The sequence below is a fragment of the Agrobacterium sp. 22-3639C2 genome (assembly GCF_053522105.1).
The window spans coordinates 69,069-95,342 of the sequence record NZ_JBNWDB010000004.1 but is presented as its reverse complement, the minus strand read 5'-3'; the positions used below and the strand labels follow the sequence as shown (position 1 = coordinate 95,342).

Sequence of the window (26,274 nt, the reverse complement as noted above, 5' to 3'; positions counted from 1 at the left end):
TTGAAATCAACGTAGCGACTTCCATAAAGTGCTGTAAGCGCAAGGACAACGACCAGATACGAAAACGCCAACAACAAAGACGCCTGGTCGCCAGACTGGCGTTCTTGCAGCGATTGGCCGGTCGATTCGACCGCAAAACCCTTGGGCAGCGAGTTTGCGAGCTTCGGCGACCGGGGCCTTGACTGGTCAAGTGGTGATCAGGCGGCAACCAGCACGATCTTGCCCTGGATGCTACTTTCTGAAGCACGACGATGCGCTGTCGATGCCTCGGCCAGCGGATAGGTGCTGTCGATCACCACCCGTATGGAGCGATCATCGAGCAGACGACCGGCCTCTGCCAATTGCGCACCGTTCGAACGCACCTGTGTCGTTGAGACGGTGATCTTTCGCCGGGCGGCTTCGTCATGGCCTAGAAAACCCAGGGGGTTGACGAGAAACAGGGCGCCGTCCGGCTTAATGCTGGAGAGAAAGCGTTCCATATTCGCGCCGCCGACGGCGTCAAGCACCAGATCAGCATCCCTCACCACTGCTTCGGCAGCCGTCTTCGTATAGTCGATGAAAATATCGGCACCGAGATCATAGAGAAGCGCCTCGTTTTTGCCGGAAGCAACGGCAATCACCTTCGCGCCTTGCCACTTCGCGATCTGGACTGCAAGATGGCCAACGCCGCCGCCGGCGCCGTTCACCAGCACGATCTTGCCGTCGAGCGGAACCGGGGCATGCTGGAAGGTCTGGAATGGGTTCGGCAAATCATGTCCCAAATCGACCAGAAATTGCCAAGCGGTCAAAAGCGACATGGGCGCACCGGCAGCCTGGATGTGGTCGATCCCAGCGGGCTTCAACGCCAACTCCGATACCGGAACGCGAACATATTCGGCATAGGCGCTGCTTCCCGTCATGAGGTTTTGCGGGAAGCGGACCATCGCATAGACCTCGTCGTTGACCTTGAACTGCGACACGTTTTCACCAACGGCCGCAACCGTGCCGGAAACGTCCGTGCCAAGGATAAGCGGAAAGCTTGGGCTGGGCTGCCATTGCGGCGGGAGAGCCCGATAACCATCGCGCAGATAGAGATCCGGCGGGTTGAGGCTGGCGGCATGGACGCGAACAAGCACGTCGTCCGCCGAGATTTCCGGCCGGGGCGCATCTTCATAACGAAGAACATCGGGCCCACCGAATTCGTGCAATCGCACAGCTTTCATCATTGCAGTCATCACGGCCTCGCTTGAATATTCGTTTTGATGACTGAAGATACGATCATTCCCTTCGCTTGATAATCATCAGATAATTCGCTTTAATAATGCCATGAAGGAACAAATCGGAATTGATAGACTGACTGGGTTGATCGCATTCGCTCGGGCCGGCTCGCTCGGAAGCTACACCGCCGCCGCCCGCTCCTTGTCCATCTCACCCTCGGCGGTCAGCAAAAGCATTCAGCGGCTGGAAAAGCAGCTCGGCGTTTCGCTTTTTGCGCGTACGACACGTTCCCTGGCCCTGACGACCGAGGGGCGCGATCTTCATGAGCGTGCGCTCAGGCTGCTGCGCGACGCCGAAGATATAGAGCAGGCGGCAAAAGCAGCGCGCACCGAGCCCGCTGGCACTTTACGGATTGCAGCATCGTTGCCTATCGGCCTGCACGTAATAGCGCCGATGCTTCCTCAGTTTCGCAGGCTCCATTCGAGGGTCAATATAGATCTACGTTTGAGCGATCACATGGTTGATCTTATCGAAGGCGGCTACGATGTAGCGGTCCGCATTGGTGATGTGGCAGATTCGCGCCTGCTTTCGCGCCGCCTTCTGCCACATCGGCTATGCTGTTATGCCTCGCCCGAATATCTGGCCGGGCGCAGCCCGCCGACCAGTCCAGACCAATTGGAAGAGCACGAGACTGTCAACCTGCGCTACCAGAGTAGCGGCCAGCTGTTCCGCTGGCCTTTCCACGTAGGGGACAGGGAGGTGGAGATTGTGCCCACCTCTAGCATTATCGTTGACGCGAGCGAAGCCGTGCTTGCGACGATCGCAGCAGGTGCCGGAATCGGAATGGCAACCAATTTCATGGCCAGCACTTGGGTGAGGCGTGGAGCGCTTATTCCGGTTCTGGCCGATTATGCGGTGGAACGGCACAACATCACGGCGCTGTGGCCCGAGAGCCGGCGGTCAAACCCGGCCGTCCGCGCTTTCCTCGACACCTTAGTGAAGTTGTCCTGACAATGGCAGCGAATGTCTGCTTCTGGGGCGACGCTGACTAGGCAGCATTTGCCAAAAGCGGGCGTGAGGACAGATGACAACCCGTCGACAAATTCCCCAGATTTCTACAAGCGGCATTAAGCAGCCACCTTATCCAGCTCCAACAGTGCCTCCGAGGGGAGCTCTATCCTGGCCGCGGCGAGGTTTTCTCGCAGATGTCCCCGTGACGATGTGCCCGGGATCAGGAGAATGTTCGGCGATCGCTGGAGAAGCCAGGCAAGCGCAACCTGAATCGGCGTGGCGTTGAGCCGGGCGGCCACGTCAGACAGGGTAGAGGATTGCAGCGGCGAGAAGCCGCCAAGAGGAAAGAACGGCACATAGGCAACTCCTCGGGAGGCGAGTGTGTCGATTAAGGTTTCGTCCTGCCGATGCGCAAGATTGTACTGGTTCTGCACGCAAGCGATGTCGGTGATCTTTCCGGCGTCCTCGATTTGCTTCGCCGTGACGTTAGACAGTCCGATATGCCGGATCAGTCCCTGTTGCTTTAAACCCGCCAGAACTTCAAGAGGCTCGTCCAATGAGCCTTCCGCGGGGCCGTGCACGTCGAACATAGCGCGCAGATTGACCACATCGAGTACATCCACTCCGAGATTGCGGAGGTTGTCATGAACGGCCTGTGTCAGCTCCTCGCGCGCGAACGCAGGATACCACGAAGCGTCCGCGCCCCTGCCTGCGCCGACCTTGGTGACGATCACAAGATCGTTGTCATAGGGATGCAAAGCTTCGCGGATTATCTCGTTTGTAACATGCGGGCCATAGAAATCGCTGGTGTCGATGTGGTTGACGCCGCTTTCCACCGCCTCGCGCAGGACGGCTATGGCCTCCGCACGATCGCTCGGAGGCCCGAAAACGCCCTTGCCTGCAAGCTGCATCGCGCCATAGCCCAGCCGGCGCACCGTATGATCGCCAAGCGTGAAGGTTCCTGAAGTTGCAATAGTGCTCATGGTCCATCTCCTTGTGTTCCTCCAAAATAGACAGGCGGCATATACGCTACAAGAAGCTATAATCCGGACAGGTTGTCCGTGAAGACGGACAATTGTTTTTTATGTTTGGAGAGCAGGGTGTCGGATTTAACGGATCTGAATGCGTTTTTACTGGTGGCTAGATCCAAAGGTTTTCGGCAGGCCGCGCGCGAAAGTGGAGTCAGCTCCTCGGCGTTGAGCGATGCGGTGAAGCGTCTCGAAGAAGACCTTGGGGTAAGACTATTCAATCGCACAACCCGCAGCGTGCTCCTGACGGATGCAGGACGTCTCTTGCTAGAGCGCACCGGACCCGCATTCGCAGAGGTGGCATCGGCACTCGACGAGGTGAAAAGCAGCCGCGGCCGCACCTCGGGGGATCTCAGACTCAATGTTCCGATGAGTGCTGCGAGGCTGGTTCTGCCCCCGATCGTGCCGCCGTTCCTAAAGGCCTATCCGGAAATAAGGCTGGAAATCGTGACCGATGAGAATTTCGTCGACATCATAAAGAGCGGCTGCGACGCAGGCATCCGTTATGACGAACGGCTCGAGCAGGATATGGTGGCTTTGCCGATCGGACCGCGCCAGCAGCGCTACGCCCTTGCCGCATCGCCGGGTTACCTTGCAAGAAGAGGCAAACCGCAACATCCACAAGACCTGCTTTCGCATGATTGTATTTTAGGCCGGTTTTCGGGGCGCGCGCTTCCCTCCTGGGAATTCGAACGCGATGGGGAAGAAATCGCGATAAATCCTAAAGGTAGCCTCGTTGTTCAGTTCGGCGGCGGCACCGATCTTGGTATCGACGCAGCCATTGCCGGTTCTGGCATCATTTATATTTTTGAAGACTGGCTAAGGCCACACTTCGATAGAGGAGATCTGGTACCGGTGATGGAAGAATGGTGGCTGCGGTTTTCCGGCCCGTTCCTCTATTATTCCGGACGGCGGCTTGTGCCCGCGCCTTTACGCGCATTTATCGATTTCGTGAGACAATCGCACAAAGATGCAGCGAAATCCTTGCAGCCCGGCCCGTGAATTCAAAGTCCTTAGCTCTGTTTCTTGCCGCCGGCATTGGTCGATCCATCGTGCATATCGCCATAACACGCATCATGCATTGGACTAGATCGACTATTCAGACATGGGCCCGTCTTGCAGTAATCCAGTCCGTTAATCAGATATCGGATACAACAGATGCGGCGGAGACGCTTTGGCTTGCCCTCGTATTGACGGTAGAGGATGGGCCTGAAATGCGGGTTACGTGAGCCATCTGCCATGTGAGGCGATTCAAGCAGTTCCAGCGCATCGGCCGCGCCATGGCCGCAAGGAATGTTTTCAGCGAAAAGATGACGTTCCCGCTGGTGACAACTGGCCGGTAACTCACACCTCATCCCCCGGCAGTGTGGCCTTGCGCTCGATGCCCTTTTCATCAGTGGTAACATTGTCTGCGAGGCCGTAGGTCGCTGGCGACACATAGAAAAAGAATGGAGCAGCGAGGCAGGCGCGCAGATAGGCTTCGGCAGCGTCATCGCGCACAACAGTCGACATGGCCGGAGGCTGGCGGGCAAGCAACGCTCGGGCTTTCGAAAAAAGAACCCCTGTAATCCTTTTCAGAACAGCGGCATGATCCGGCCTTGTCCCCATCAGGGATGGGGGCAGGATGCAGAACCTGCGAGGTCCTTTCGAGGTCAGACGAATTTCGGTCCGGACGATATCCGACCACCAGCGGTCGTTGTGTTTTTGAAGTGCCATGATCACCCTCCAGCTTCTTGCGAGATGACCCTATCGACAAACTGATCGGACGAATTTAGATATTCCCTCTAATGATCACTAAATACCTCCAGCCACCACTATCCCTGTCCGGTGCCCTCGCCGACCCTGATGTCGAAAGCTCTTCATCGCGCGTTCGCGCTGTGAGGATCGACGTGTCTCAGAATGAACGCGAGGCTCCCGAACACCAGCACCGTAAGGGCCAGCTTGTCATGCCGCTGCTGGGAGGCGTGACTTGTCGCGTCCCAAGCGGCATGTGGATGGTTCCGCCTCATTGTGGCGTCTGGGTTCCAGGTGGCATGCTTCACAGCAATGTGGCCACCGCCAACGCACGTTTGTTCTTCCTGTTCATCGAGCCGGGGGCTGCCGATCTGCCGAACCGGTGCTGCACGCTTTCCCTGTCTCCGCTCGTCAGGGAACTGATCATCGAGATGGCCGACCAATCGGCTGCCGCGACTGCTGACTTAGAGCTCATGGAAACGCTGCTTCTGTCGGCATTGTCGCGGATGCCGGTCGAGCATCTTCACCTCCCGCTGACGGACGAGCCCCGGCTTGCACGCATTGCATCCGAGCTGGCAGACGATCCATCCAATCGCAGTACGATGGCGCAATGGGCAAAACGAGTGGCGATGAGTGAGAATTCGCTCGCCCGTCTCGTTCAAAGCGAAACGGGCCTTACCTTCGGCCGCTGGCGACAACAATTGCAGGTGATTGTCGCAATCCGAAGCCTTGCAGCGGGGGCAACGGTGCAGCAGGTTTCGGGGGATCTTGGATATCAATCCGTCTCTGCATTCATAACCATGTTCAAGAAAGCGCTTGGCACATCGCCTGCCCGATATCTGGGAAACTTCGACCGCTGAACGTTAGAAGGTACAGCGACACCTGAAAGGAAATCGGCCGGCTGGCGGAGCTTCCTCCCAATGGACACTCTCCCACCGCAATGGTTTTTACGACCCGCCTCCCACGTGCCGCCATGCGCGCATTTCTCGATTACATGAGAAGCTATAACGGTCAAACGAAGGGCGCGCTAGAACGCCTCGACATTGTCGATCAGCTAATAGACCAGCGACTGGACCGCTGCGCTTCTTGCCCACGCCACATGCGGCGTCAGGATGAAGTTCGGCAAATCAAGCAGACGCATGAGTGGATGATAGTATGCGGCAGCTCCGTGATGACAACGTCGAAGCCAGGCCCGCACAATCGCCACATTATCGGCGCTGGTTTTTCGAATGACGACCTCTCCAGACGATCACCGCAAAAGTTGCTGGGCCAACACCTGCGTTCGGGACATTTTGCATTTTTTCAATATCCACCCGCTCAATAACCTCCGGTGAGAAAAATCGTTTCGCCCGTCATGAAACTACATGCCTCCGACGCCAGAAAGACAGCTGCCCCCACCATCTCTTCCGGTCGCCCGGCCCGCCCCATCCAGTTCAATGCGCTTACATATTCATTCCAGCCCTCCGGGTCCTCGACGCGGCGATGAGCGTTGCGGTCCGTATCGATGAGGCCGGGAGCGAGAGTATTGAGCAACACGTTGTCGCGGGCATAATCTCTAGCCTGACTTTGAATTAAATTGTGCTGTGCGGCCTTCGTCGCCGCATAGGCGGTAACGACGCTTTTGGGCCTTAGCTGATTGACTGATCCTATGGAGACGATCCTGCCCCATTTCCGAGCCGACATTCGCGGCAGTGCCGTCTGCAGCATGTCGACCGTCGAGCCCAGATTGACCGCCAGTTGAAAGGCCAGATCACCTGGCGTCAGCGCCGATAGAGTGGCATTGATCTGGGCACTGGCGTTGATAACAAGGATATCGAGTGGTGCGATCGCCTCTGCTCGCTCGATAAGATCCCGACCAGCCCCGACTTCGGAGAGATCGCCTGCCAGATGAGCCGCCGTTCCCCCGTGCGTAACAATCCGCTCATGTACAGCCGCTGTGGCGCCCGGCTTGACGCCATGCAGGATGACATGGGCACCTGCCCCAGCCAGCCCTTCGGCAATCGCCGCTCCTATCCCACGGCTTGAACCGGTAACGAGCGCCACGCGGCCCTTCAGGCCAAAGATGGTGTCAAGGTTCATCCTTTATCCTTCGAACAATGAGACATGCGCACCGGAAACTCCCGGGCGGCAGGAAAACAGTCCACCTGACAGAGGCGCGTCGGCGAGTGTCGAGGCCGGCAGGCGGGTGCGGGCGCTGGTGATGAACAGCGTCGACAGATCCGGCCCACCAAAGGCGATGCTGGTGGGACGGGGCACCGGCATCTCAATTACCTGGTCGAGCTTCCCGTTCGGAAGATAACGGCGCACGGACCAGCCATCCCAGATCGCACACCAGACCCCTCCTTCCGCGTCCACCGCAAGACCGTCCGGCCGGCCGTCAGCGACGGGAATGCGTGCGAATTCGCGGCATCCCGACAGCGTTCCGGTCGCGGGATCGCAATCATAGGCGTGGATGAGGCCAGGTACCGTGTCAACAAAGTAGAAGGTTTTCCCATCCGCGCTCCAGCCGAGGCCGTTGGAGACAATGATGCCGCCTTCCTTGCGTTCGAATGCGCCATCGGTGCTGATACGATAAAGCGCACCCGTGGGCTTGGAGGCGTCAATCCTCATCGATCCCACCCATATCGCACCGTCAGGCCCGCATTTGGCATCATTCAAGCGGTTGTCGACGATGCCTGCCTCCGGGCTGACGAAGGGTGTGAGGCGACCTGATGCAAAATCCAGCCATTCGATCCCGTCCTGAGACGCCACCAGCAGACGCCCACCGCGAACCGGAATGACCGCGCTGACCAACTTCCCGGTCTCGCAGGTTTCGTTCCGGCCACTCGCTGGATCAAACCGGTGGACAGCGGGATGCAGAATATCGACCCAGTAGAGCGTATTTTCGCCATCGTGCCACACTGGACTCTCGCCAAGCTGTGCGCCCCATGGCAAGACGCAACTCAGCTCGGCACTCGGACGGCCGGTGACAGACCTGGGTCTGGGCCTGGAACTAATGGCGACAGCCCCAGCCGCACCCGTGATACGGCGGGCGGCAGCAATTAATTCGCGCCCGGCTGGATGGATATTGGAGGAACTGAGCCGCGATGATGGGCCAAGCGCAACAAGCACGCCGATCGGCGTATTGTCGCGACCCATGACAGGCGCGGCTGCCGAATTTACACCTGCCAAGTGCTCCTCATAAGAAATCGAATAACCACGTGCCCGGGTCAACGTCAGGTCGGCCTGGAGCGCATCGAGCGTGGTGATGGTTTTCGGGGTCTGCACATCCAGCGTCAGACGGTCCAAGAGGGCACGGCCGACGGCGGGGTCCTGAAAGGCGAGCAGTGCCTTGCCGGGTGCCGTGCAATGCAGGGGGACGCGGCGCCCTACCTCGACGCGCACAGAAAGGCCATTCGGCGAACGTTCGGCCAGATATTGCGTCATCGTGCCGTCAAGCCGGCACAGCGCAACCGTTTCCCCCAGTTCGGCCGCCAGCCGCTCGAGTTCCGGGGTCGCCGCCGAGACAAGATCGAAACTCTCCCAGACCCTATGGGACATTTCCAGAAAACGCTGGCCCAGAACATAAGTGCCCCGGGCCGCATCCTGACGGACGAGACCATAGGCGATAAGGGTGCGCAGGATGCGTGCAAAGGTCGGCTTCGGCAGGCCGGAGGCGCGCAACAACTCGGCAAAACGTAGCGGTTCCGGCGCGTCGGCAACCATATCGAGCAGGGTTAGCCCTTTGGCCAGCGCCGCCGTGCCGCCCGGCGTCTCGGGCTTCATCGCCTCTGCTCCTTCGCGCGTCGCTCCAGCCTTGCGGCCGCCGCTTCGTCCAGCATCCGGTCCATCGTCCATTCTGCTTCAAACCCCAAAGTGTTTCTGATCCGCTCGTTGGACGTATGGTAATAAACGCCGTCGCCGGGAAAATCGACTGTCACGATGGGAAGGCCGGTCAGCGCCGCAATCTTCGGCAGAAGCACGGCGAAATCGGCCGGTTCATCGGAACCGAGATTGAAGGTGCCACCCGCCGCCTCGGGGTGATCGAGAGCGAGCAGAATTCCCGCCACCATGTCTCGCGTATCGGTGATGTGCATACGGAATGGACGGCCGTTTTTGTTGCGCGACAGAATGTGCGACGGCTCACCGATATCGCGGGACTGGAGCAATTCGGCGATGACGGTGTTTCCGAAATTCTGCTGCTGGCGGATGCGCGGCCGCAGGAAAAACCGGGGACCGGAAAAGAAACTCTCTTCGTCCAGCAGTTCCGCCGCATCCTGCGTATGCGAAAACCGCAGGATCACCGTTTCCATGGTGCCGCTTCGCTGGTGAAAGCGCACCAGCTCTTCGCCCAAAAGCTTGGTCAGGCCATAGAGCGAATTGGGGCAAAGCGGATGATCCTCGGTGACCGGCAGGAATTCCGGTCGGTTTTCCGGATAGACCTCGCCTGAGGAAGCGAACACGAAACGCCGCAGGCCAGCCGCTGAAGCGGCATCCAGAAGCCGGCGCGTACCCTCGACATTGACAGCGAACATACGATCGCGATCCGCCGGAGCCCAGGACATGAAGGCTCCCAGATGCAGCACGGCGCTCACGCCCTTCATAGCTTCGGACAGTGCCTGCGCATCCTCCAGCGACCCGACGACTTCCTCGCCGCCGGTTCCCGATGGCCTGAGATCAAAACCGCGAACGGTGCGGCCCTGTGCGCGCAAGGCGGCGACAGCGGCACGACCGACACGGCCCGTCGATCCGGTGACGAGGATCATAGCCGTTCTCCGGTCTTTGCATCGAAGAGATAAAGCTTGGCCGGATCGAAACCGAGCCGGAGTGCCTCGTTGCCAGGAAGATTGCCGGTATGCGAGACGCGCGCGATCAGACCCTTGGACTTGCCCTCCTCGCCATCGGCCACCCTTGCGCCTTCCGCGTCGAAATAGACGTATTTTTCCGATCCGAGGCTTTCCACCAGCGTCGGGTGAACATCGAAGGCGACCGGCGCATCGCCGAGAACGAGATGTTCCGGCCGCAGACCGACGATCACGCTGCCTTGGCGATCAGCCGCGCCCGGCACGGAAACATGTTGCCCAAACAGGGTAACAGTGCCGTCATGCAGTTGCGCATTGAGGAAGTTCATGCCCGGCGAGCCGATGAAACCGGCAACGAAAAGATTGGCCGGGTTGTTGAACAGTTCGTCCGGTGCGGCAATCTGCTGGATGATGCCGCCCTGCATGATCACAACCCGGTCCGCCATGGTCATGGCTTCGACCTGGTCATGCGTCACGTAGACGGTAGTGACCCCGATGCGTTTATGCAAAGCGCCGATTTCGGCACGCATATGGACACGCAGCTTGGCATCGAGGTTGGACAGCGGCTCGTCCATGAGGAAGGCTTGCGGCTGGCGCACGATCGCTCGTCCCAGAGCGACGCGCTGTCGCTGACCGCCTGACAGATCCTTGGGCTTGCGATCCAGATAGGGCGTCACTTCCAGAATGCGCGCCGCATCGTCGACCCGGCGGTCAATCTCATGCCTGTCCGTGCCGCGCATCTTCAGCCCGAAGCCGATGTTCTGGCGAACCGTCAGATGCGGATAGAGCGCATAATTCTGAAACACCATGGCTATATCGCGGTCCCCGGGCGCCAGATCCGTGACTTCATTGTCGCCGATGAAGATCTGCCCTTCGCTTGCCGGTTCGAGACCAGCAAGGATTTTCAACATCGTCGACTTGCCGCAACCGGAAGGTCCGACAAGCACCACGAACTCGCCGTTCTCGATCTCAAGCGAAAAGGGCCTGAGCACGTTGAGCGCGCCATAGGACTTGCTGACGTTGCGAATGGAAATATTGGCCATGCTTATTTCTCCGCGCCAGCGGTCAAACCGCCGACCAAATAACGTTCAAGGAACAGATAGATTGCGATGATCGGCAGCGCGATGAACACCGATGCGGCGGAGATGTCGTTCCAATAGGTGACATATTCGCCCTGCATCGTGGTGATGCCGAGATTGGCGGTCCAGTTGTCCGGCGAGTTAACCAGAAAGGTGCGCGCATAGGCGTAATCGGCCCAGCTGAGCACAAAGGCGTAAAGCGCGGTGGCGGCAAGCCCCGGTGTTGCGATGGGAAGCACGACACGCACCATGGCGCCGATCGGCGAGCAGCCGTCGACCATGGCAGCCTGTTCCAGTTCCTTCGGGATCGTGTCGAAATAACCCTTCAGCATCCAGGTTGCGAAGGGAATGATCATGGTCGAATGTGCAAGCACAAGGGTCCATAGGCTGCCGATCAGACCGAAGCTCGAAAAGATCGAAAATAGCGGGATAACGAGTAGCGTGGCGGGCAACATCTTGGCTGTGAGAACGAACATTCCCATGGTAGCGCCGCCCCGCATCGAATAGCGGGACAGGGCGTAACCGGCGCTGACCGAAACCAGCATCGACAGCACAACCGAGCCGACAGCGGCAAGCATCGAATTCCACAGCCACAGAAGGATCGGCTTTGCCGCCCAGACACGGGCAAAAATATCCCATTGCGGATCGTCCGGCCAGAAAGTCGGTGGCAGGCGGTAGAGTTCGTCGGTGGTGGAAAGGGCGGTAACCAGCAGCCAGTAGACCGGGAACAGGATCATCACCAGCGTAAAGATCACCGTCGCGTAGAGGGCAAGGCTCTGGGCAAAGCTACGTTTCATCAAAGCCTCCTCAGTAGATTGATTTCGAGCGCCGGCCGAGCATCAGCAGGCTGGCAATGATGCAGATCACCAGCGTCAGCACGCCGACGGCGGCGGCGCGACCGAAGTTGTGATACTGGAAGGCCTGGTCGTAGGTCATGATCGACAGCGTCTGGGTTGAACGCAGCGGGCCGCCGCCGGTCAGAACCTTGATGATGGAAAAGTCGCGGAACACCCAAAGCAGGGTCAGCACCAGCGTGACCCCGAGAACCGGCATCAGCAACGGCATGGTGATCCAGCGGAAACGCTGCCAGACGCTGGCGCCATCCACCTTGGCGGCGGCGTAATAATCGGTGGGAATGGACTGCAGACCGGCCAGACACATGATCGACACGAAAGGAAAGCCCTTCCACACCATGGTGATGGCAACGGCCCAGAAGGCGGCCGTGGAACTGCTGACCCAGGGGATCATCTGGTCGGTGAAACCGAGCTTGATCGCCAGCCAACCGAACAGGCCGAAGGAGGTGTCGAACATCCACGCAAAGATGACGACCGCGATGATTTCCGGCACCGCCCAGGGCAGCGCCATTCCCAGCCGCGCGACGGTGCGGCCCTTGAAGCGATTATTGGCCAGAAGCGCCGTGCTGAGACCAACGGCGACGCTGCCGGCGGTTACGACGATAACCAGCTTTAGCGTCACCCAACAGGCCAGCCAGAATTCCGGCGAGGAGAACAACCATGTGTAATTGCTCAGCGAAAACGGCCGGCTGGCACCGCCAAGCCGTGGTATCTTGACCTGCTGGAACGACAGGTCGATGGCCAAAACGAGCGGCCAGACGATGATGGCGGCAACCATCAGGACTGCGGGCGCAATCAGAATATAGCCGAGGAGATGTTGCCGGCTGGGGCGCGCAAGATCGAAGAACTTGCGACGCCCAGCCCGAACGGGTTCGGTCATGGATGGTCCTCCTGCCGGATGCGGATGATGGCCATGGCCCTTCCCGGGCCATGGCAGGACAACGGGATCAACCCTTGATGGCTTCGGCCTTTGCCTGCATGGTTTTCGCCACCGCCGCCGGATCGAGATCCTGAATGATCATCCGCTGGCTTTCTTCCATCACCATCTTGCTGAACTCGTTGTAGAAGAGCTCAAGTCCGGTCGGAATGCGGTCGATCCCCGCCTCGGACGCGGCCTTCATCGTCTCGATCAGCACCGGAAAATGCGGGATGGTCTTTTCAACACCCGAGACGTCGGCCTTCGGGCTTGGCGGGGTGTTGCCTCCAAGGGTGGCATAGCTGCGCTGGAATTCCGGCGACATCGTCAGCTTGATGAAATCCCAGACCAATGCCTTCTGGTCGTCGGGAATATCGGCCGGCATGGCGAGTACATTGGACGAGCCGCCAAGCGGCGGATGAAGCGGCGGTGCGGCGTAAATGATGTCAGTCTTGGCCGAACCTTTTTCGGTGGTGCCGTAAAGCCAGGGGCCGTCCAGCCGCATGGCCATCTTGCCATCGGCAAACAGCTTGCGCACGTCGCTGGCGCTCATGTCGACCGGGCTGATCCCGCTCTTCATCACGGTTTTCCAGCGTGAAAGACCCTCCACCATCTGCGGCGTATCGATGGTGATATTGCCGTCCTTGTCGGTCCAGTAGGCGCCAGCGTCGAGGATGTAGTTCAGCATCTCCGTCAGATATTGACCCGGACCGCCTTTCGTTTCATGGCCTGTGCCGAACTGGTCGATAATGCCGTCGCCGTTCAGATCCTTTGTCGTCGCTTTTGCCGCGGCCAGAAACTCGTCATAGGTCTTCGGAACCGTGACGCCCGCTTCTTCGAGAAGCTTCTTGTTGTAGGCCATCACGAAACCGAAATAGTTGGTCATGATGCAGACGGTTTCGCCATTCCATTCGCATTTCTGCTGGCCGGCCCAGCCGGTCATGTCGATGCCGTCCTTCTTCAGCCACGGGTCGAGCGGCTCGAGCCAGCCGCTATCGGCAAACATTTGAAATTCGAAGGACGCCAGATGCACGATCTGCGGCGGCTGGTTGGCCGCAAAAAGCGTCGTCATCGTGTCGGCATAGGAGCTGCGCTCGGCCTTGGTGAATTCGATTTTCACGCCCGGATGCTGTTTTTCGAAGGCGGCAATGGCCGAATGCCACCATTCGCCTGTGCCGGCATCGTCCGTCTGCCAGGAAATGAATTTCAGAACGGTATCGGCCCTGGCCGGGGCAAGGTTGCCCATTGTCATCAAAACGGCGGTCGCGGTGCCGAGCGCCAATCGGCTTATTGTCTTGTTCATGGCTTCCTCCTCCAAAAAACCAGTTCAGATACGTTCAATCAGACCGAGTGCCGCCTCCGACGGCCTTACCCCAAGTCCGGGTCCGGACGGCAAGTGATACCTGCCCTCCCGGCAATCCATGTCGCCTTCCAGCAGGTGACGGTTCGGCTCGAAGATCGAATGCTGGAATTCGTGACCTTTGAGCGTTGGCAATGTCGACGACGCCTGCAGGCTGGCGGCAAGAAATATGCCGGCGCCAACGGTGGCGTGTGGGATGACATCGATGCCATGCTCGGAAGCAAGAGCACCGATACGGATGAAATTGGTGATACCCTTATGGCCCATTTCCGGCTGGACGATCGCAATGCGGCAGCGCTCGACGCGGGCGCGCATATCCCAATGGGTGCGCCATTCCTCACCAACTGCAATCGGCACTTCGGTATTCTTCGAAACCTTCTCCAGACCGGCAATGTCCTCCGTCCAGACCGGAGCCTCTGCGAACCACGGGTCGAAGGGCTGCATTTCGGCAATCAGTTCCAGCGCCCGCTCCGGCGTCTGGTTCCAGTGCATGTCGGCGGCGATCTTTGCATCGGGTCCAAGCACCTTCCGGAGATTCGCCATTTCGGCCGCCGGGCCATCGTCTGCCACCGGCGTTGCGAACTTGAAGGCGTTGAAACCGCGGTCCTGCCAGTATTTCGCCAATTCCCCGCGGGCCTTGAGCGTCTTTTCAGGCAGGCCTGAAACATAGGCCGGAAACGTATCCACGCCGCCGCCGAGCAGGTCGCGAACGGACTTGCCGGCTTCCTGTCCGGCAATATCCCATAGCGCAATATCGAGCGCGGCGAGCGCATCCACGTAGAAGCCGCCGGTATAACCGCGCACCCGCATCATGTCGTAAAGGTCGTCATAGATCGCCGAAGGGTTCGAAGCATCGCGGCCGATCACGAAACCGGCGAGAAGATCGTTGATGAGAGCGGCGACCGCGCCGGGGGCGACGATACCGTAGGTCTCACCCCAGCCCACGACGCCAGCCTCGGTCGTCATGCGCACCAGCACGCTGCGGTCGAAGGTCGGGTAGACCGTGCGATTTCCCTTGCGCACGATATAGCCGTTGGGATTGACCACCTCACCTTCACGCAAGGCGCCGAGATAAGGCACTTTGCGCGGCTGGGTCAGGGTGAAGACTTCGACGCTTGCGATGGGGCTGTTCATGCGGCCTCCACGGCAACGAGGCCTAGTTCGACCAGATTGGCGTCGATATCGGCAATGGCCGCCGCATCAAGCTCGGGTGTCGGCGCACGCACACCGACGCCTTCGATCACGCCGCGGCGGGCCAGCACATATTTGGTCAGCCGCATGCGATAGACCGCCTGCAGCACCAGAAGAGGCAGGGTGCGCACATAAATCCGACGAGCCTCCTCCTGCCGCCCCGCAACGAGCGCCCGGTCGATGGCCACATGTTCCTCGGCGATCTCCAGCGCCGGCATGGCTGCGGTAGCACCTCGGGCATATTCGTCGAGAATGTAACGCGCGCCGCCCCCGCCGATGACGCCCTTCAGTGTCGAAGGCGCATGGGCGACGATGTGGCTGATAGCCGGGCCGGCAGGAAGCGTCTCTTCCTTGACATAGGTCACCTGCGGCAACGCCCGCACGATCTCCACGATCGCCTGCGGCGAAAGGTCGGAGCCGCGCGGCGCGGGCGCGTTCTGCAGAATGATTTCAACTTCGGGCAGCGCCTCGACGATCCTGCCGAGGAATTCGATCAGCGCCGGCGCATCCGTGCCGACCGACTTGGGCACCTGCACCATCAGGTGGCGGATGCCAAGCGCCGATGCCGCCCGCCCGTGCTCAACCACATCACGCCAGTCGGCCGCACTTGCCCCGGCCACGACCGGCACCCGCCCGGCCACCACATCCACGACAATTTTCAGCAACGCCGCACGCTCGGCGGCATTCAAAGTCTCCACCTCGCTGGCGAAACCGGGAAACACGACACCATCGACGCCCTTGTCGAGCGCAAAGATCACCAGTCGCTTCATACCCGCCTCGTCAATGCCGCCATCAGCCAGAAACGGCGTAGGCAGAACAGGCAAAATCCCTTTAAGGCCAGCCACCATCATTATCCTCCCGATTAAGTATCATATTTTGATACCTTGAATTCACTAATTGACACTATATAGACTTGCGACCTATGACAAGCCCCAAGATGAAATGAACGAGGAGGTTCAAGACATGGCAGCAGCGGCGACATCGATCATCGTTGATTGGGGAACGACATCATTGAGGGCGGCGCTCGTTGATGAAGGCGGCGAAGAACTCGATCATCTTGAAACCGCCGACGGTATTTCGAGCCTTGGCAAGGGTGAGCACGAGGCGGCGCTGATGGATGCACTCGCACCCTGGTTCTCAAGCCATGGGGCCTTGCCCGTCGCCGCACTCGGAATGATCACCAGCCGCAACGGCTGGGTCGAGGTCGCTTATGTGCCGTGCCCGGCCGGCCCGGCGGAACTTGCCGCCGGCACGGTGCGCAGTTCGCTGCCGAACGGGTCCGATCTCGTCTTCCTGCCCGGTCTGACCGACCCCGCCCGCCAGCCCTTCCCGGACGTGATGCGCGGCGAAGAAACCCAGATCGTCGGTCACGGCCTTGGCGACGATGCCACCCTCATCATCCCTGGAACACACAGCAAATGGGCGCGGGTGGCGGCGGGAAGGATCGATGGCTTCCAGACATTCGTCACCGGTGAAATCTTCAACCTGCTTATCAATCACTCCTTCATCGCGCGCGGTTCCACGCAGCCGCCGGTCGATGATCAGGAGGCCTATCGCTGGGGTCTGACTGAGGCAAAACGATCCGCCGCCATGCTGTCGCTGCTGTTTTCGGCGCGAACCGGCGGGCTTGCGGGCCGGCTCTCGCCGGATCAGTTGCGATCCTATGTGCGAGGACTGGTCATCGGGCAGGAGTTTCGGCAAGCCCGCGAGGCCGGATGGTATGCGGAAGGAGACGAGGCAGCTATCGTCGGCAATGACGGGCTGAACGATCTCTATCTGGTTGCCGCAGATGTGTTCGGGCTCAAGACATCCATGGGTGCGGATGACGCCCTCACAAAAGGCGCTCTGACTGTCCTGCAGCAAGCGCTTTTATAACCCTTGCCGATCGCCGGTTGCCGAAATGGCGGCATCCGGCTTTCAAGACAATCTCTAGGACCAATCATGTACGACTTCCCAGCCAATATCGGCACCAGCCGTCACGAAAACGATATCATTGCCGTTCTGGCCCGCATTCAGCGCATCGGCCTTCCAGACAATCCGATCGCCTTTTATGGCTCATCCTCGTTTCGAATCTGGAGCTCCGTCACCGAGGATCTCGGCTCGCTGGATATCGTCAATCTGGGATTTGGCGGCGGCACTTACCTCTCTGCCAGCCACTACCTCGACCGGCTCCTGGTTCCCTTGAAGCCAGGTAGAGTGGTGCTTTATTTCGGCGAAAACGATATTGCCAGCGACGGCCTCAAGGCGCAGACGACGCTTGCGCACCTGCAGGATTTGCGCGATCGCATCTCTCGAGCGCTACCGCAGGCGGACGTCTTTGTTCTGGCGATCAAGCCCAGTCCGGCGCGCTGGATATACCGCCATGAATTCGATCTTTTCAACCAGACGGCGCGCGACTGGTGCAACGGCCGCGAACACACGACATGGCTTGATCCGAACGCCGGTCTCATTGGTGAAAATGGCCTGCCGATGTTCCGTTATTATTTACCCGATCTGGTTCACCTGAATGCGGCAGGCTACGCGGTCTGGTCGGAAGCACTTAGAAAAAAGTTAGGTCTGTTGAACTGAGACAAGGGGTATCTTTATCGTTAGCTCTTGAAAGGAGCCGAACTGTCCCCAGCAGTGTTCACAGGCTGATTTCCATTGGATTTATAGATCACGTCCGTTGAACGCGGAATCGCGTTTAGGCCCCCCTTACTGGCGGAATTCTAATTCCATCGCTCCGACTGGTGATTTAGTCGCGGGCAACATGGCCCGAGCTTTCAACGATGATCTGCGTAGCCGCGTTCTAGCTGCGTCACGGGATGGCATATCGACGCGCTCAGCAGCGTCCAGATTTGGGATTGGTGTTTTGACAGCCATCGCGTGGATTGCGAGCGCGCAGGAAAGCCGGCTGACCCGGCGAAACAGGGACGACTCCGTCCGCCGAGGCGGCCTCTATCCGGCACTGAAGGATCTTAGTTGAGCCTACCCGCCCTAAGGCGACAGCCAACAATGTGCACAGGCTGAAAGACGCAGTCTCGACCACCGACGAGGAAACGGTACACCTCGACTGCGATTCCAGAACCGCCGCCAGGATTTTTCGGGCCATCGTCGAGGCTTATTTGCGCTTCCGCCGCAAGTCGTCGCCATGGATGCCAAAGTGCTGGATGATCATATCGACATTACGGCGGTGCGATTTGAAATAAATATCAAACAGATCACCGAAGACAGGAACACTGCCCACAAGAGCATCCATGGCGATGTTGCCAACCATTCGCGCAAGCTTTTCCTGCGGCACACCAAGGCGGCGCGCTTCATTGACGATATAGAGGCCGACAATCGCGCCCGCACCATCACCAATCAGTGGCAGCAAACCCATGATGGAATCTGCACCAAAACGGATTCCCGTGCCAGGAATGCGGATCGCTGTGTCCATCATACGAGCGATGCCCGACAGCCGCCGCAGACGGCGGAGCCGCTCAGCACCATCCACGAAGTCGTCCGATGTGCCGTGGGCGTTCCACGTTCTCGCTGTCATACAATCGTGCTCCATAAAAGAGATATGCCTCAGCCTAATATGAATGGGGATGTGGAGAGTTGCGTTCAAGAGCGTTGCGCAAGCTATCTCCATCCATTGAAACCGAACCAGTTACGCTCAATCGCCTCGATCCTGCCTATGTGACAGCACCAATCGCCCTTCATCGCTCAGGCCCTACACCCCTTTTTCGATTCCGATAGGCCACAGTAATTTTTAAGAAATATTTTCCCTTACATTGGCGCTACTACAGGACTGCTAGGTCGAGAGAAAGATGTGAGGCACGCCCTTGCATCTTTAACGTCTTTCGCGAGTTAAAGCTGATCTTCATAAAGCAGATGCGGACATGGCACATATTTTTTGAGTTCATCGGTGCATCTAAAGGCGGACTGCTGATGGACACTGGCGCTTTAACAACAAACGACATCGGAAAACTTATGGCCGTTTCTCATCAAGGTCCGCTGGCTAACACCAGGCTTTCTGGACGAACGATTCTCATTCTGATTGGCGTCGCGGTCATCCTGCACGTGGGTCAGGAAATCTTCGTGCCATTAGCCTTGGCTCTCCTCCTGACATTCACTCTGGCACCTATTGTCTCTTTTCTCCGAAAACACTCTGTGCCCAAGATTGCCGCCGTTATTTTGGCGGTCGCCTCAGCCTTCATGGCAATTGCGCTGTTCAGTTTCGTCGTCGCCACGCAGGTGACAAATCTTGCCGAAAACATCCCGACATATCAGCGCAATATCGTCACCAAGGTTCAGGCGCTCAGCCAAGCCGGATCAGGCAATGGTGTGCTCGAACATCTGAGCAAGGTTGTCGAGCGTGTCGGCGCCGAGTTGCAGACACGCGCCGTCGAAAGTCAGGACGAGCAGTCGACCGCACCAACCATGCGAGAGCCGATGCCCGTTGAAATCGTCACGCGATCCCATCCGGTCGAGACACTTGGCAATTTCATTCTTCCGCTTATCAGCCCGTTTGCAACGGCAGGTTTGGTCATCGTTCTTGTGATTTTCATGTTGATCGAGCGCGAGGACCTTCGCGACAGGTTCATCAGGCTGGTTGGACTTGGTGACCTGCATCGCACGACGGCAGCGCTGCAGGACGCTGGAAAACGGGTTGGGAAATACCTTCTGATGCAATTGGTGGTAAATGCCCTTTACGCCTTTCCCATCACCATTGGGCTTTGGGTGCTTGGCATTCCGAACGCGATCCTGTGGGGTCTGCTGACGCTGGTTCTGCGTTTCGTGCCCTATATTGGTCCCGTTATCGGAATGGTATTGCCGCTGTTCCTCGCCCTTGCAATCTCTCCCGGCTGGTCGTTGGTCGCGTGGGTCGCGGCACTTTTCATTATCACCGAACTGATCAGCAATAACGTCGTTGAACCTTGGCTCTATGGTAGCCACACCGGCCTGTCTCCGATGGCGATCATTATCTCCGCAATCTTCTGGTCCTGGCTTTGGGGACCGCTGGGGTTAATGCTGTCGACACCTCTCACGGTGTGTCTGGTCGTTCTTGGCAGATATGTCCCCGAGTTCAGTTTTCTGGACGTTTTGCTCGGAAATGAACCAGTCCTCCAACCGCAGGAAAAGCTTTACCAGCGGCTGCTCTCCGGCGACCCCAACGAAGCGACTGACAACGCCGAAGAGTTTCTCGAAGAGGAATATCTCATCGACTACTACGAAAAAGTTGGTCTTCCTGCCTTGATCCTGGGCGAAGCGGACCGCCAGCGCGGCGTGATGACAGAGGCTCAGATCGCGCTTCTTGCCTCCAGCGCCCATGCCCTCATTGAAAATCTTGCAGAGATTGCGAGCGAAGAGGAAAACGAGGGAATGTCGGAAGACGAACAGACTTCAGCGCCAGAGACCAAAGAAACAATCGCGCTACCGGACGGTAAAGGCAGATCCATTCTATCCCTGGGAGGCCGAGGGGCCATGGACGATGCAGCGTCTGCGATGTTATCGCAAGTTCTCTTGGTTCAGGGTGCGCAGATCAGACAAGCAGACTATACAGTGATTGAAGGGCGAGATTTGAAGGCTCTGGTGGCTGACGATATCGACACCGTTGTCGTTACGTTTCTCAATGAGAACTCGAAATCGCACGCGCGACAGATCGTGCGTCGTTTGAAGCGTGTAAGACCTTCTCTTCGTGTCGGCATATTGTTGCCGATGGGAGAGGGCGGGCGCGAAGCGCCAATCGACCCTCAAGACATAAGCGCCGACTTCGTTGCCTCTTCGCTGACGCAGGCCGTCTTGTCGGCCCTGAGCGACACCGGCCCTGTGGCCTTGAAAAGCCCCGTGAGAAAAGTGGCGCGCCAGCGCCGGGTGCAGCCGGTGGCTGCCTGAACGCAGCCACGAGAAGTCTGTCGATGTTACCAAGGGGCACGCATCTCGTCTCCTGGATCATAACGCATAGGACCACCCGAAAGCTTCAGCCCCTGGACTTGCGCACGCTCATCACCGCACAAACCTGCATTCTGGAAAAAGCACGATGCATCGATACAAAGATTGAAAACGTTCTGGACGCGTCTCTAGGTATCTACTGCGAACTAAGAGCAGTCAGGTCTAAAGCTTGACAGTTGCGACATCAAAAGCGCCTGCGGTTGTGAGACCTTTCAGCTTGGAGTCTCCCCTTGCTGAAACTTGGATTTGAGCCACTGATGTATGGATGACGTTCCCGCCAACAGTGAACCGCCGTCCTTTACAACACCGCCATTGAGGGAGGTAACAAGCGCTCCGGCTTCCTGGGCAATAATCTTTCCAGCCGCGTAGTCGTAATGGCTGAGGCCGTCTTCGAAATAGCCATTTAGCCTGCCCGCGCCAACATATGCGAGATCAAGTGCGGCCGAGCCGAGTCTGCGGATGCCTGCTGTCTCGTTGGTGATGGCATCCAGGGCCCGGAAGAAACTACTGCGGTCCATCGACTTCAACTGTCCGTGGATCGGCATAGATAGAGATATGATGGATTCTTCCGGCTTTTTCTCTTCCAATCGTGTCAGTTCCTTACCGTTCATCCGGGCACCCTGCCCTCGAACTGCCGTGAACATCTCGTCCCGCAATGGGTCAAGGACGACGCCCAGTATTTCGCCATCGTCGTCGCAAAGAGCGATGCTGACAGCAAAATAGGGAATGCCCCAGATGAAGTTGCTGGTTCCGTCGAGCGGGTCTACCACCCAGCGGCGTCGTGCGTCTGGCTTGCGCGTACCGGTTTCTTCACCCACGAAACCGTAGCGATCACCTGCCCTTGCCAGAACTGCGGCAATAGCCTCCTCGGCAGCAAGATCGGCCTTGGACGCATAATCACCCAAAGCTTTTCGTTGAACACTATCGCGGGACATGGCGCCGAAATGCGTCTTCAGTTCAGCGCCTCCGGCAAGTGCGGCGGACAAAGCAAGCTGCATCAGTTCGTCAAGCGACCGGTCCGCCATCTCATACTCCCGAGGGTAGAAAAGTTATCGTCTCGAAATCCACACCGACGCGCGAGTCGAGATCGAGTGCGCGTCGTGTTTCCACCGAGATGGTCGCACCGTTCTCCAGTCGAAGGCTTTGCGTCCAGGCCTTGCCCATGAAGCGGCGATCTTTCACCGTTGCATTGACGAGAGCGCTGCCGTTTTCGCGGGTCATTACCTGTTCGGGACGCACGACAAGTGTGCCTTTACCGCAGTGGCCGCTTCCTGTGATAGGAAGTCGCGATCCGTCAGCCATCTGGAAGCCGGCCTCATCAAATTCGCCCTCCAGAAAGTTTGCGCTGCCGACGAACTCGGCAACGAAGCGGTTCGCCGGTCGCGAATAAATTGTTTCGGGATCTGCAAGCTGCTGCACGATTCCATTCTGCATCACGGCGATCCGGTCCGACATTTCGAGGGCTTCTTCCTGATCATGCGTCACATAGATTGCTGTGAGACCGAGTCTCTTCTGCAGACTGCGCAGTTCATGGCGAAGAGCCACGCGAAGACGCGCATCAAGGTTGGACATGGGCTCGTCCATGAGAAGCAGCGGCGGGTTGATGACGAGTGCACGCGCCAGCGCGATGCGCTGCTGCATACCCCCACTCATTTCTGCGGGATAGCGTTTCTCGACGCCGTGAAGCTCGACCTGGGCCAGTGCGGCCCGAACCCTTTCAGCAACTTCGTTCTTCGGAACCTTACGCAGTTTGAGCCCGTAAGCGACATTGTCAAACACGGTCTGGTTTGGCCATAGCGCATAGTTCTGGAAGACGAAGCCGATATTTCTGTCCCAGGCGGCGAGCGAGGTCACGTTCTGCCCGTTGAACAGGATTTTTCCGCCATCGATTGGGTGGAAGCCTGCAATGGCGCGCAAAAGTGTCGTCTTGCCGCAACCGGACGGCCCTAGCAGCGTGAAGAATTCGCCGGGCCTGATCGTGAGGCTGATGTCTTTCAGAACTGCATGATTGCCAAAGGTCTTGGAGACGGCGTCGATGACGACCTCGCAGCCTTGGGTTGGAGTTTTGGAAGATGAGGTTTCAACCACCGGAATTTCCTCGAATTTGGCCGTAGCGGACAATGAAATAGAGAGGGATGTAAATGATCAGCATCAGCAGGATGGTCTGTGCCGCGGAGACACCGAAATCGGCATCGACCAGCGTGTTTTCGAAGATCACGGCTGTCATCGGCTTCCACGGCGGACGATAGAGAACGATGGTAGACGACAGCTCCGTGACGATGTGAAGGAAGGTGAGCGTTGCACCGGTTACCGCACCCGCCAGAACCAGAGGTGCCGTTATGGTGAAGAACACCCTGAATGGACGCGCTCCAAGACTGATTGCGGCCTCTTCGAGAGCCGGGTGAACGCGCCTCAGGGCGGCCTCCGACGCCTTCACCGTAAACGGCAGGTTTCGAATGAGATAGGCAAGGAGAAGGATGAACCAGGTGCCGGTCAGTTGCAGCGGCGCCTTGTTGAACATCATGATGAGACCGATACCGAGCACCGTGCCAGGAATGACATAGGGCATCATGACGGTGAGGCTGAGAACGGGCGCGATAATCCGGTAGCGCTTGCGTATAATCACATATGCAATCCCCAACCCGATTGTTGTTGCCGCCAGCGTTCCGGCAATACCAAGCGACAAAGTCACCCAAGCCGGCCCCATGCCGGTGCGCCACATAGTGGCGTAGTTTTCCAGCGTAAAGTTCGCCCTGGGTAGGCCGACCCGCCATTCCATGAAGCTGGAAACCAGCACCGTCAGGTGGGGCATGAATGCCATGAGAAGGGCAATGATGACCGCGCCAAGCACTGTGACATGAGCAAGAGGCGATAGCGGCTTGCGTTCCAGCGCCCGCGACGACACCACGGCAAAACCGCGTCGCGCCAAATAGATTTGCTGCGCCATGAGGAACAGGCTCGAGATGGTGATGAGCACAATCGATCCTGTGGCCGCAAGCGCCGGATTGCGTCCTGCCTCACTCAGGAAGGACGTATAGATCAGAACCGGCAGTGCGTTGACATCGAGGCCAATAATGCGCGGCGTTCCGAAGTCAGACAGGGCTGCCATCGTTGCCAGATAGAGACCGGTGATGATGCCGGGAAGTGCCAGCGGAATTTCGACCGTCATGCGCACACGAGGCGGCTTGGCACCAAGGCTTTCCGCTGCCTCGATATGGCCAGCGTCCAAACTCTGAAACGAGCTGTGACTGAGCAAAAAGATGATTGGAAAGACCAGCCAGGTGATGACCCAAATGACGCCATGCAAGCCGACAATCGAGACATCGAGGCCGAGATAGTTGGTCAGAACGCCGTTTCGTCCCAGGAGCAAGCGCCAGGCGTACGCCCCCAGAAATGGTGGAGATACGGACGCCATAGTGACAAGAAAGACGATAGCAGTGCTTCCCGCGACCCGGTAACGTGCGATAAGATAAGCCAGCGATACGCCGATCAAAGCGGCAAGTCCGGTGGACGTCAACGCGATCAGCAGGCTGTTTACCGTGGCGGAAAGGGTTTCCGAGCGTGTAAAGAAGTCGGTATAGTGGACAGCAGAGAGCGACAGCGATTTGTTTTCGAAGGTGATGTAGGCGTTCGCGGCATGTGAGAGCAGGACGGCGTTGAGCGACTGCGCGTTGATATCTAAAGGCGCTGGTGAAGTTGTCGCGAATAGCCCCCGGGGCGCCTGCTGCGAAAGCGTGAACCGAGCCGAGCCCAGATCGAGTTCAAGTAAACCTGCCTCGTCCTTACCAACCGAAATCGGCTGTTGCGAAGAGAGGCGCAGCGTTCGGTCATCCTGGACGTCTACAGTCAGACTGTCAGTCGAACTCAACGTTATCGCAACGCCGTCAGAAAGTTTAGCAACGCTGTATCGGGCGGTCATTTCCGGGACGAATTGCAAGCCGTCTTTATTATGCAGAAGAGTAAAACGGCCGCCCTCCTCCAGGAGGGAGGCGGCCATGAGGCGAACCTGCGGGACAACAATCGTCAGGCCGCAGAGCACGAGCGCGACGATTGAAAATATCAGCCAATTGTCGCGCAGCACCTTCATTTTCCGCGAAGCTCCTGAAAGCGAGCCACGACCACAGGGCGCGGATCGACAGCGGATACGATCGTGAGCGTAGCCATGTCAGGCAGAGCGGCGGGAGGCGTTACATCCTTGCGTGCCGAGCGTCGAACGGTGGCGTCGCGCACGATTTCATGCGCCGTCTTGCTGCCGAGGAAATCGATGAAGCTCTTGGCGTCTTCGATGTGCTGCGCGCCCTTGACTATGGCTTGCGCATCGATCTGGCCGGTAACCGCATCGGTCGGATAGACGATTTCGATCGGCAGACCTTGAGCCTTCCACTTGGCACCCAGATCCTCGTTAATCCAGCCAACTGCTGCTTCACCGTCGCGTACGGCGTTGAAGGCGTCATCTGAACCGGGAGCAATGCGCGCACCCTTGGCCATTTGACCGACGAAATCCCAACCGAAATTGCCAGCAAGAGCGGAAAGAATGACATAGCCGGTGCCGGATTTTGCAGGGTCTGGAATAATCAGGCCACCGTTCTTTGCGAAGTCCTGTGAGACGAGATCTTTCTGCGTCTTGGGTATGGAGCCGGCCTCGACGCGTTTGGTGCTGACGACCAGCGGCTGCAGCAGCACCGTGAACGGATGCCAGATGTGATTGGGATCGGTCGTCACCATGTCGGCGTCGGACTTGCTTTCGAACGATTGGAAGAGCGATGCATTTTCTTCGAAGGTCTGCGTCGGTCCGCCCCACATGACGTCTGCCGAGGAATTGCCACCTTCTGCACGCAGGCGCTCAATCAGCTCGCCAGTACCGCCGCGCACGACAGTCACCTTCACATCCGGATTTTCCTTGGCAAAAGCATCGAGGATGGGAGCAGATGTCGCCTCCCCATGAGCGGTGTAGACCACCAGTTCTCCGGCATTCGCAACACTGATGATCGACGCCGACGCCAACGCGCCCGCTATGATACGCCGCAAGGTCCATTTCAGCATGACTATGTTCCCTTTTTAAAGTCACTGAGAAGAAGGCGACCCTATTAATCCATTTACCAGATTAAAAATCAAGCCGCCTTTTCTGCGGAATTACGGTCCTTGCGTTACAGTATTATGACTGAAGGCTAAGATTATCTGCATTGCGAACTGCTTGACGCCCATAG

The 26,274-nt window shown here is 58.2% G+C and carries 23 protein-coding genes and 1 pseudogene; 7 read left to right on the top strand and 17 right to left on the bottom strand.

The genetic code is table 11. The features are described 5' to 3' along the window. Positions 1-197: 197 nt before the first annotated feature. The gene (locus ACQZ6D_RS17800; RefSeq protein ID WP_448730363.1) at positions 198-1,214 is read right to left on the bottom strand and encodes an NADP-dependent oxidoreductase; all 1,017 of its coding nucleotides are present in this window, start codon (positions 1,212-1,214) and stop codon (positions 198-200) included. Positions 1,215-1,305: 91 nt separating this feature from the next. Between ACQZ6D_RS17800 and ACQZ6D_RS17795 the strand changes: the two genes are divergently transcribed. Next, complete coding sequence (locus ACQZ6D_RS17795; RefSeq protein ID WP_127966276.1) at positions 1,306-2,208, top strand: LysR family transcriptional regulator; 903 nt, start codon at positions 1,306-1,308, stop codon at positions 2,206-2,208. Positions 2,209-2,324: 116 nt separating this feature from the next. Here ACQZ6D_RS17795 and ACQZ6D_RS17790 read toward each other — a convergent pair whose 3' ends face one another. Then, entirely contained in the window at positions 2,325-3,191 is an 867-nt protein-coding gene (locus ACQZ6D_RS17790; RefSeq protein WP_448730364.1) for an aldo/keto reductase family oxidoreductase, read from the bottom strand. A 117-nt stretch (positions 3,192-3,308) separates the two neighbouring features. Between ACQZ6D_RS17790 and ACQZ6D_RS17785 the strand changes: the two genes are divergently transcribed. Beyond that, positions 3,309-4,238, top strand: coding sequence for a LysR family transcriptional regulator (locus ACQZ6D_RS17785; RefSeq protein WP_013637462.1), 930 nt, complete (start codon positions 3,309-3,311; stop codon positions 4,236-4,238). A 342-nt stretch (positions 4,239-4,580) separates the two neighbouring features. On the opposite strand, the gene ACQZ6D_RS17780 is transcribed toward ACQZ6D_RS17785, so the two are convergent. Beyond that, a complete protein-coding gene (locus ACQZ6D_RS17780; RefSeq protein ID WP_448730365.1) occupies positions 4,581-4,952 on the bottom strand; it encodes a hypothetical protein in 372 nt (123 codons plus the stop codon). A gap of 71 nt (positions 4,953-5,023) precedes the next feature. Between ACQZ6D_RS17780 and ACQZ6D_RS17775 the strand changes: the two genes are divergently transcribed. Then, positions 5,024-5,830, top strand: a complete 807-nt coding sequence (locus tag ACQZ6D_RS17775; protein ID WP_164876651.1) for an AraC family transcriptional regulator — start codon at positions 5,024-5,026, stop codon at positions 5,828-5,830. Positions 5,831-6,287: 457 nt separating this feature from the next. Here the strand turns inward: ACQZ6D_RS17775 and ACQZ6D_RS17770 are convergent, their stop codons facing one another. The 9 genes from ACQZ6D_RS17770 to ACQZ6D_RS17730 all read right to left on the bottom strand — a co-directional run bounded on the left by ACQZ6D_RS17770 (position 6,288) and on the right by ACQZ6D_RS17730 (position 15,999). Further along, positions 6,288-7,049, bottom strand: a complete 762-nt coding sequence (locus ACQZ6D_RS17770) for an SDR family NAD(P)-dependent oxidoreductase (protein ID WP_448730366.1) — start codon at positions 7,047-7,049, stop codon at positions 6,288-6,290. Between the two features lie 3 nt (positions 7,050-7,052). Next, positions 7,053-8,735, bottom strand: coding sequence for an SMP-30/gluconolactonase/LRE family protein (locus ACQZ6D_RS17765; RefSeq protein ID WP_112402642.1), 1,683 nt, complete (start codon positions 8,733-8,735; stop codon positions 7,053-7,055). Continuing rightward, the gene (locus tag ACQZ6D_RS17760; protein WP_448730367.1) at positions 8,732-9,715 is read right to left on the bottom strand and encodes an NAD-dependent epimerase/dehydratase family protein; all 984 of its coding nucleotides are present in this window, start codon (positions 9,713-9,715) and stop codon (positions 8,732-8,734) included. Before ACQZ6D_RS17760 ends, ACQZ6D_RS17765 begins: the two co-directional genes overlap by 4 nt. Further along, the gene (locus ACQZ6D_RS17755; RefSeq protein WP_112162132.1) at positions 9,712-10,794 is read right to left on the bottom strand and encodes an ABC transporter ATP-binding protein; all 1,083 of its coding nucleotides are present in this window, start codon (positions 10,792-10,794) and stop codon (positions 9,712-9,714) included. The genes ACQZ6D_RS17760 and ACQZ6D_RS17755 overlap by 4 nt, the downstream gene beginning before the upstream one ends. Positions 10,795-10,796: 2 nt before the next feature. Further along, a complete protein-coding gene (locus ACQZ6D_RS17750) occupies positions 10,797-11,627 on the bottom strand; it encodes a carbohydrate ABC transporter permease (protein ID WP_112401559.1) in 831 nt (276 codons plus the stop codon). A 10-nt stretch (positions 11,628-11,637) separates the two neighbouring features. Next, the gene (locus ACQZ6D_RS17745) at positions 11,638-12,564 is read right to left on the bottom strand and encodes a carbohydrate ABC transporter permease (RefSeq protein WP_013637453.1); all 927 of its coding nucleotides are present in this window, start codon (positions 12,562-12,564) and stop codon (positions 11,638-11,640) included. Between the two features lie 67 nt (positions 12,565-12,631). Then, complete coding sequence (locus ACQZ6D_RS17740) at positions 12,632-13,903, bottom strand: ABC transporter substrate-binding protein (protein ID WP_113292197.1); 1,272 nt, start codon at positions 13,901-13,903, stop codon at positions 12,632-12,634. Between the two features lie 24 nt (positions 13,904-13,927). Beyond that, on the bottom strand, positions 13,928-15,094 hold the full coding sequence (locus tag ACQZ6D_RS17735) for a mandelate racemase/muconate lactonizing enzyme family protein (protein ID WP_013637451.1): 1,167 nt from the start codon (positions 15,092-15,094) through the stop codon (positions 13,928-13,930). Continuing rightward, a complete protein-coding gene (locus tag ACQZ6D_RS17730; RefSeq protein ID WP_035200874.1) occupies positions 15,091-15,999 on the bottom strand; it encodes a dihydrodipicolinate synthase family protein in 909 nt (302 codons plus the stop codon). Before ACQZ6D_RS17730 ends, ACQZ6D_RS17735 begins: the two co-directional genes overlap by 4 nt. A gap of 115 nt (positions 16,000-16,114) precedes the next feature. Between ACQZ6D_RS17730 and ACQZ6D_RS17725 the strand changes: the two genes are divergently transcribed. The 3 genes and pseudogenes from ACQZ6D_RS17725 to ACQZ6D_RS17715 all read left to right on the top strand — a co-directional run. Then, positions 16,115-17,026, top strand: coding sequence for a 2-dehydro-3-deoxygalactonokinase (locus ACQZ6D_RS17725; protein WP_448730368.1), 912 nt, complete (start codon positions 16,115-16,117; stop codon positions 17,024-17,026). Between the two features lie 66 nt (positions 17,027-17,092). Next, positions 17,093-17,719 (top strand): GDSL-type esterase/lipase family protein, encoded by a 627-nt coding sequence (locus ACQZ6D_RS17720; RefSeq protein ID WP_127966267.1) that lies wholly within the window; start codon positions 17,093-17,095, stop codon positions 17,717-17,719. Positions 17,720-17,900: 181 nt separating this feature from the next. After that, positions 17,901-18,067 (top strand): annotated as a pseudogene (locus tag ACQZ6D_RS17715) (IS630 family transposase); the annotation flags it as partial. Positions 18,068-18,251: 184 nt separating this feature from the next. On the opposite strand, the gene ACQZ6D_RS17710 reads toward ACQZ6D_RS17715, so the two are convergent. Then, a complete protein-coding gene (locus ACQZ6D_RS17710) occupies positions 18,252-18,671 on the bottom strand; it encodes a DUF4112 domain-containing protein (RefSeq protein ID WP_013637447.1) in 420 nt (139 codons plus the stop codon). 434 nt (positions 18,672-19,105) lie between these two features. On the opposite strand from ACQZ6D_RS17710, the gene ACQZ6D_RS17705 reads away from it, so the two are divergent. Continuing rightward, positions 19,106-21,010, top strand: coding sequence for an AI-2E family transporter (locus ACQZ6D_RS17705; protein WP_247750020.1), 1,905 nt, complete (start codon positions 19,106-19,108; stop codon positions 21,008-21,010). 269 nt (positions 21,011-21,279) lie between these two features. Here the strand turns inward: ACQZ6D_RS17705 and ACQZ6D_RS17700 are convergent, their stop codons facing one another. The 4 genes from ACQZ6D_RS17700 to ACQZ6D_RS17685 are packed head-to-tail and all read right to left on the bottom strand — an operon-like array spanning position 21,280 to position 26,110. After that, positions 21,280-22,092 carry an inositol monophosphatase family protein gene (locus tag ACQZ6D_RS17700; RefSeq protein WP_174073276.1) on the bottom strand — a complete coding sequence of 271 codons (813 nt, stop codon included), beginning with the start codon at positions 22,090-22,092 and terminating at the stop codon, positions 21,280-21,282. Between the two features lies 1 nt (position 22,093). Next, the gene (locus tag ACQZ6D_RS17695; RefSeq protein WP_013637444.1) at positions 22,094-23,155 is read right to left on the bottom strand and encodes an ABC transporter ATP-binding protein; all 1,062 of its coding nucleotides are present in this window, start codon (positions 23,153-23,155) and stop codon (positions 22,094-22,096) included. Then, positions 23,148-25,154 carry an ABC transporter permease gene (locus ACQZ6D_RS17690; protein WP_013637443.1) on the bottom strand — a complete coding sequence of 669 codons (2,007 nt, stop codon included), beginning with the start codon at positions 25,152-25,154 and terminating at the stop codon, positions 23,148-23,150. The genes ACQZ6D_RS17695 and ACQZ6D_RS17690 overlap by 8 nt, the downstream gene beginning before the upstream one ends. Continuing rightward, positions 25,151-26,110 carry an extracellular solute-binding protein gene (locus ACQZ6D_RS17685; protein ID WP_019565768.1) on the bottom strand — a complete coding sequence of 320 codons (960 nt, stop codon included), beginning with the start codon at positions 26,108-26,110 and terminating at the stop codon, positions 25,151-25,153. The genes ACQZ6D_RS17690 and ACQZ6D_RS17685 overlap by 4 nt, the downstream gene beginning before the upstream one ends. Between the last annotated feature and the right edge of the window lie 164 nt (positions 26,111-26,274).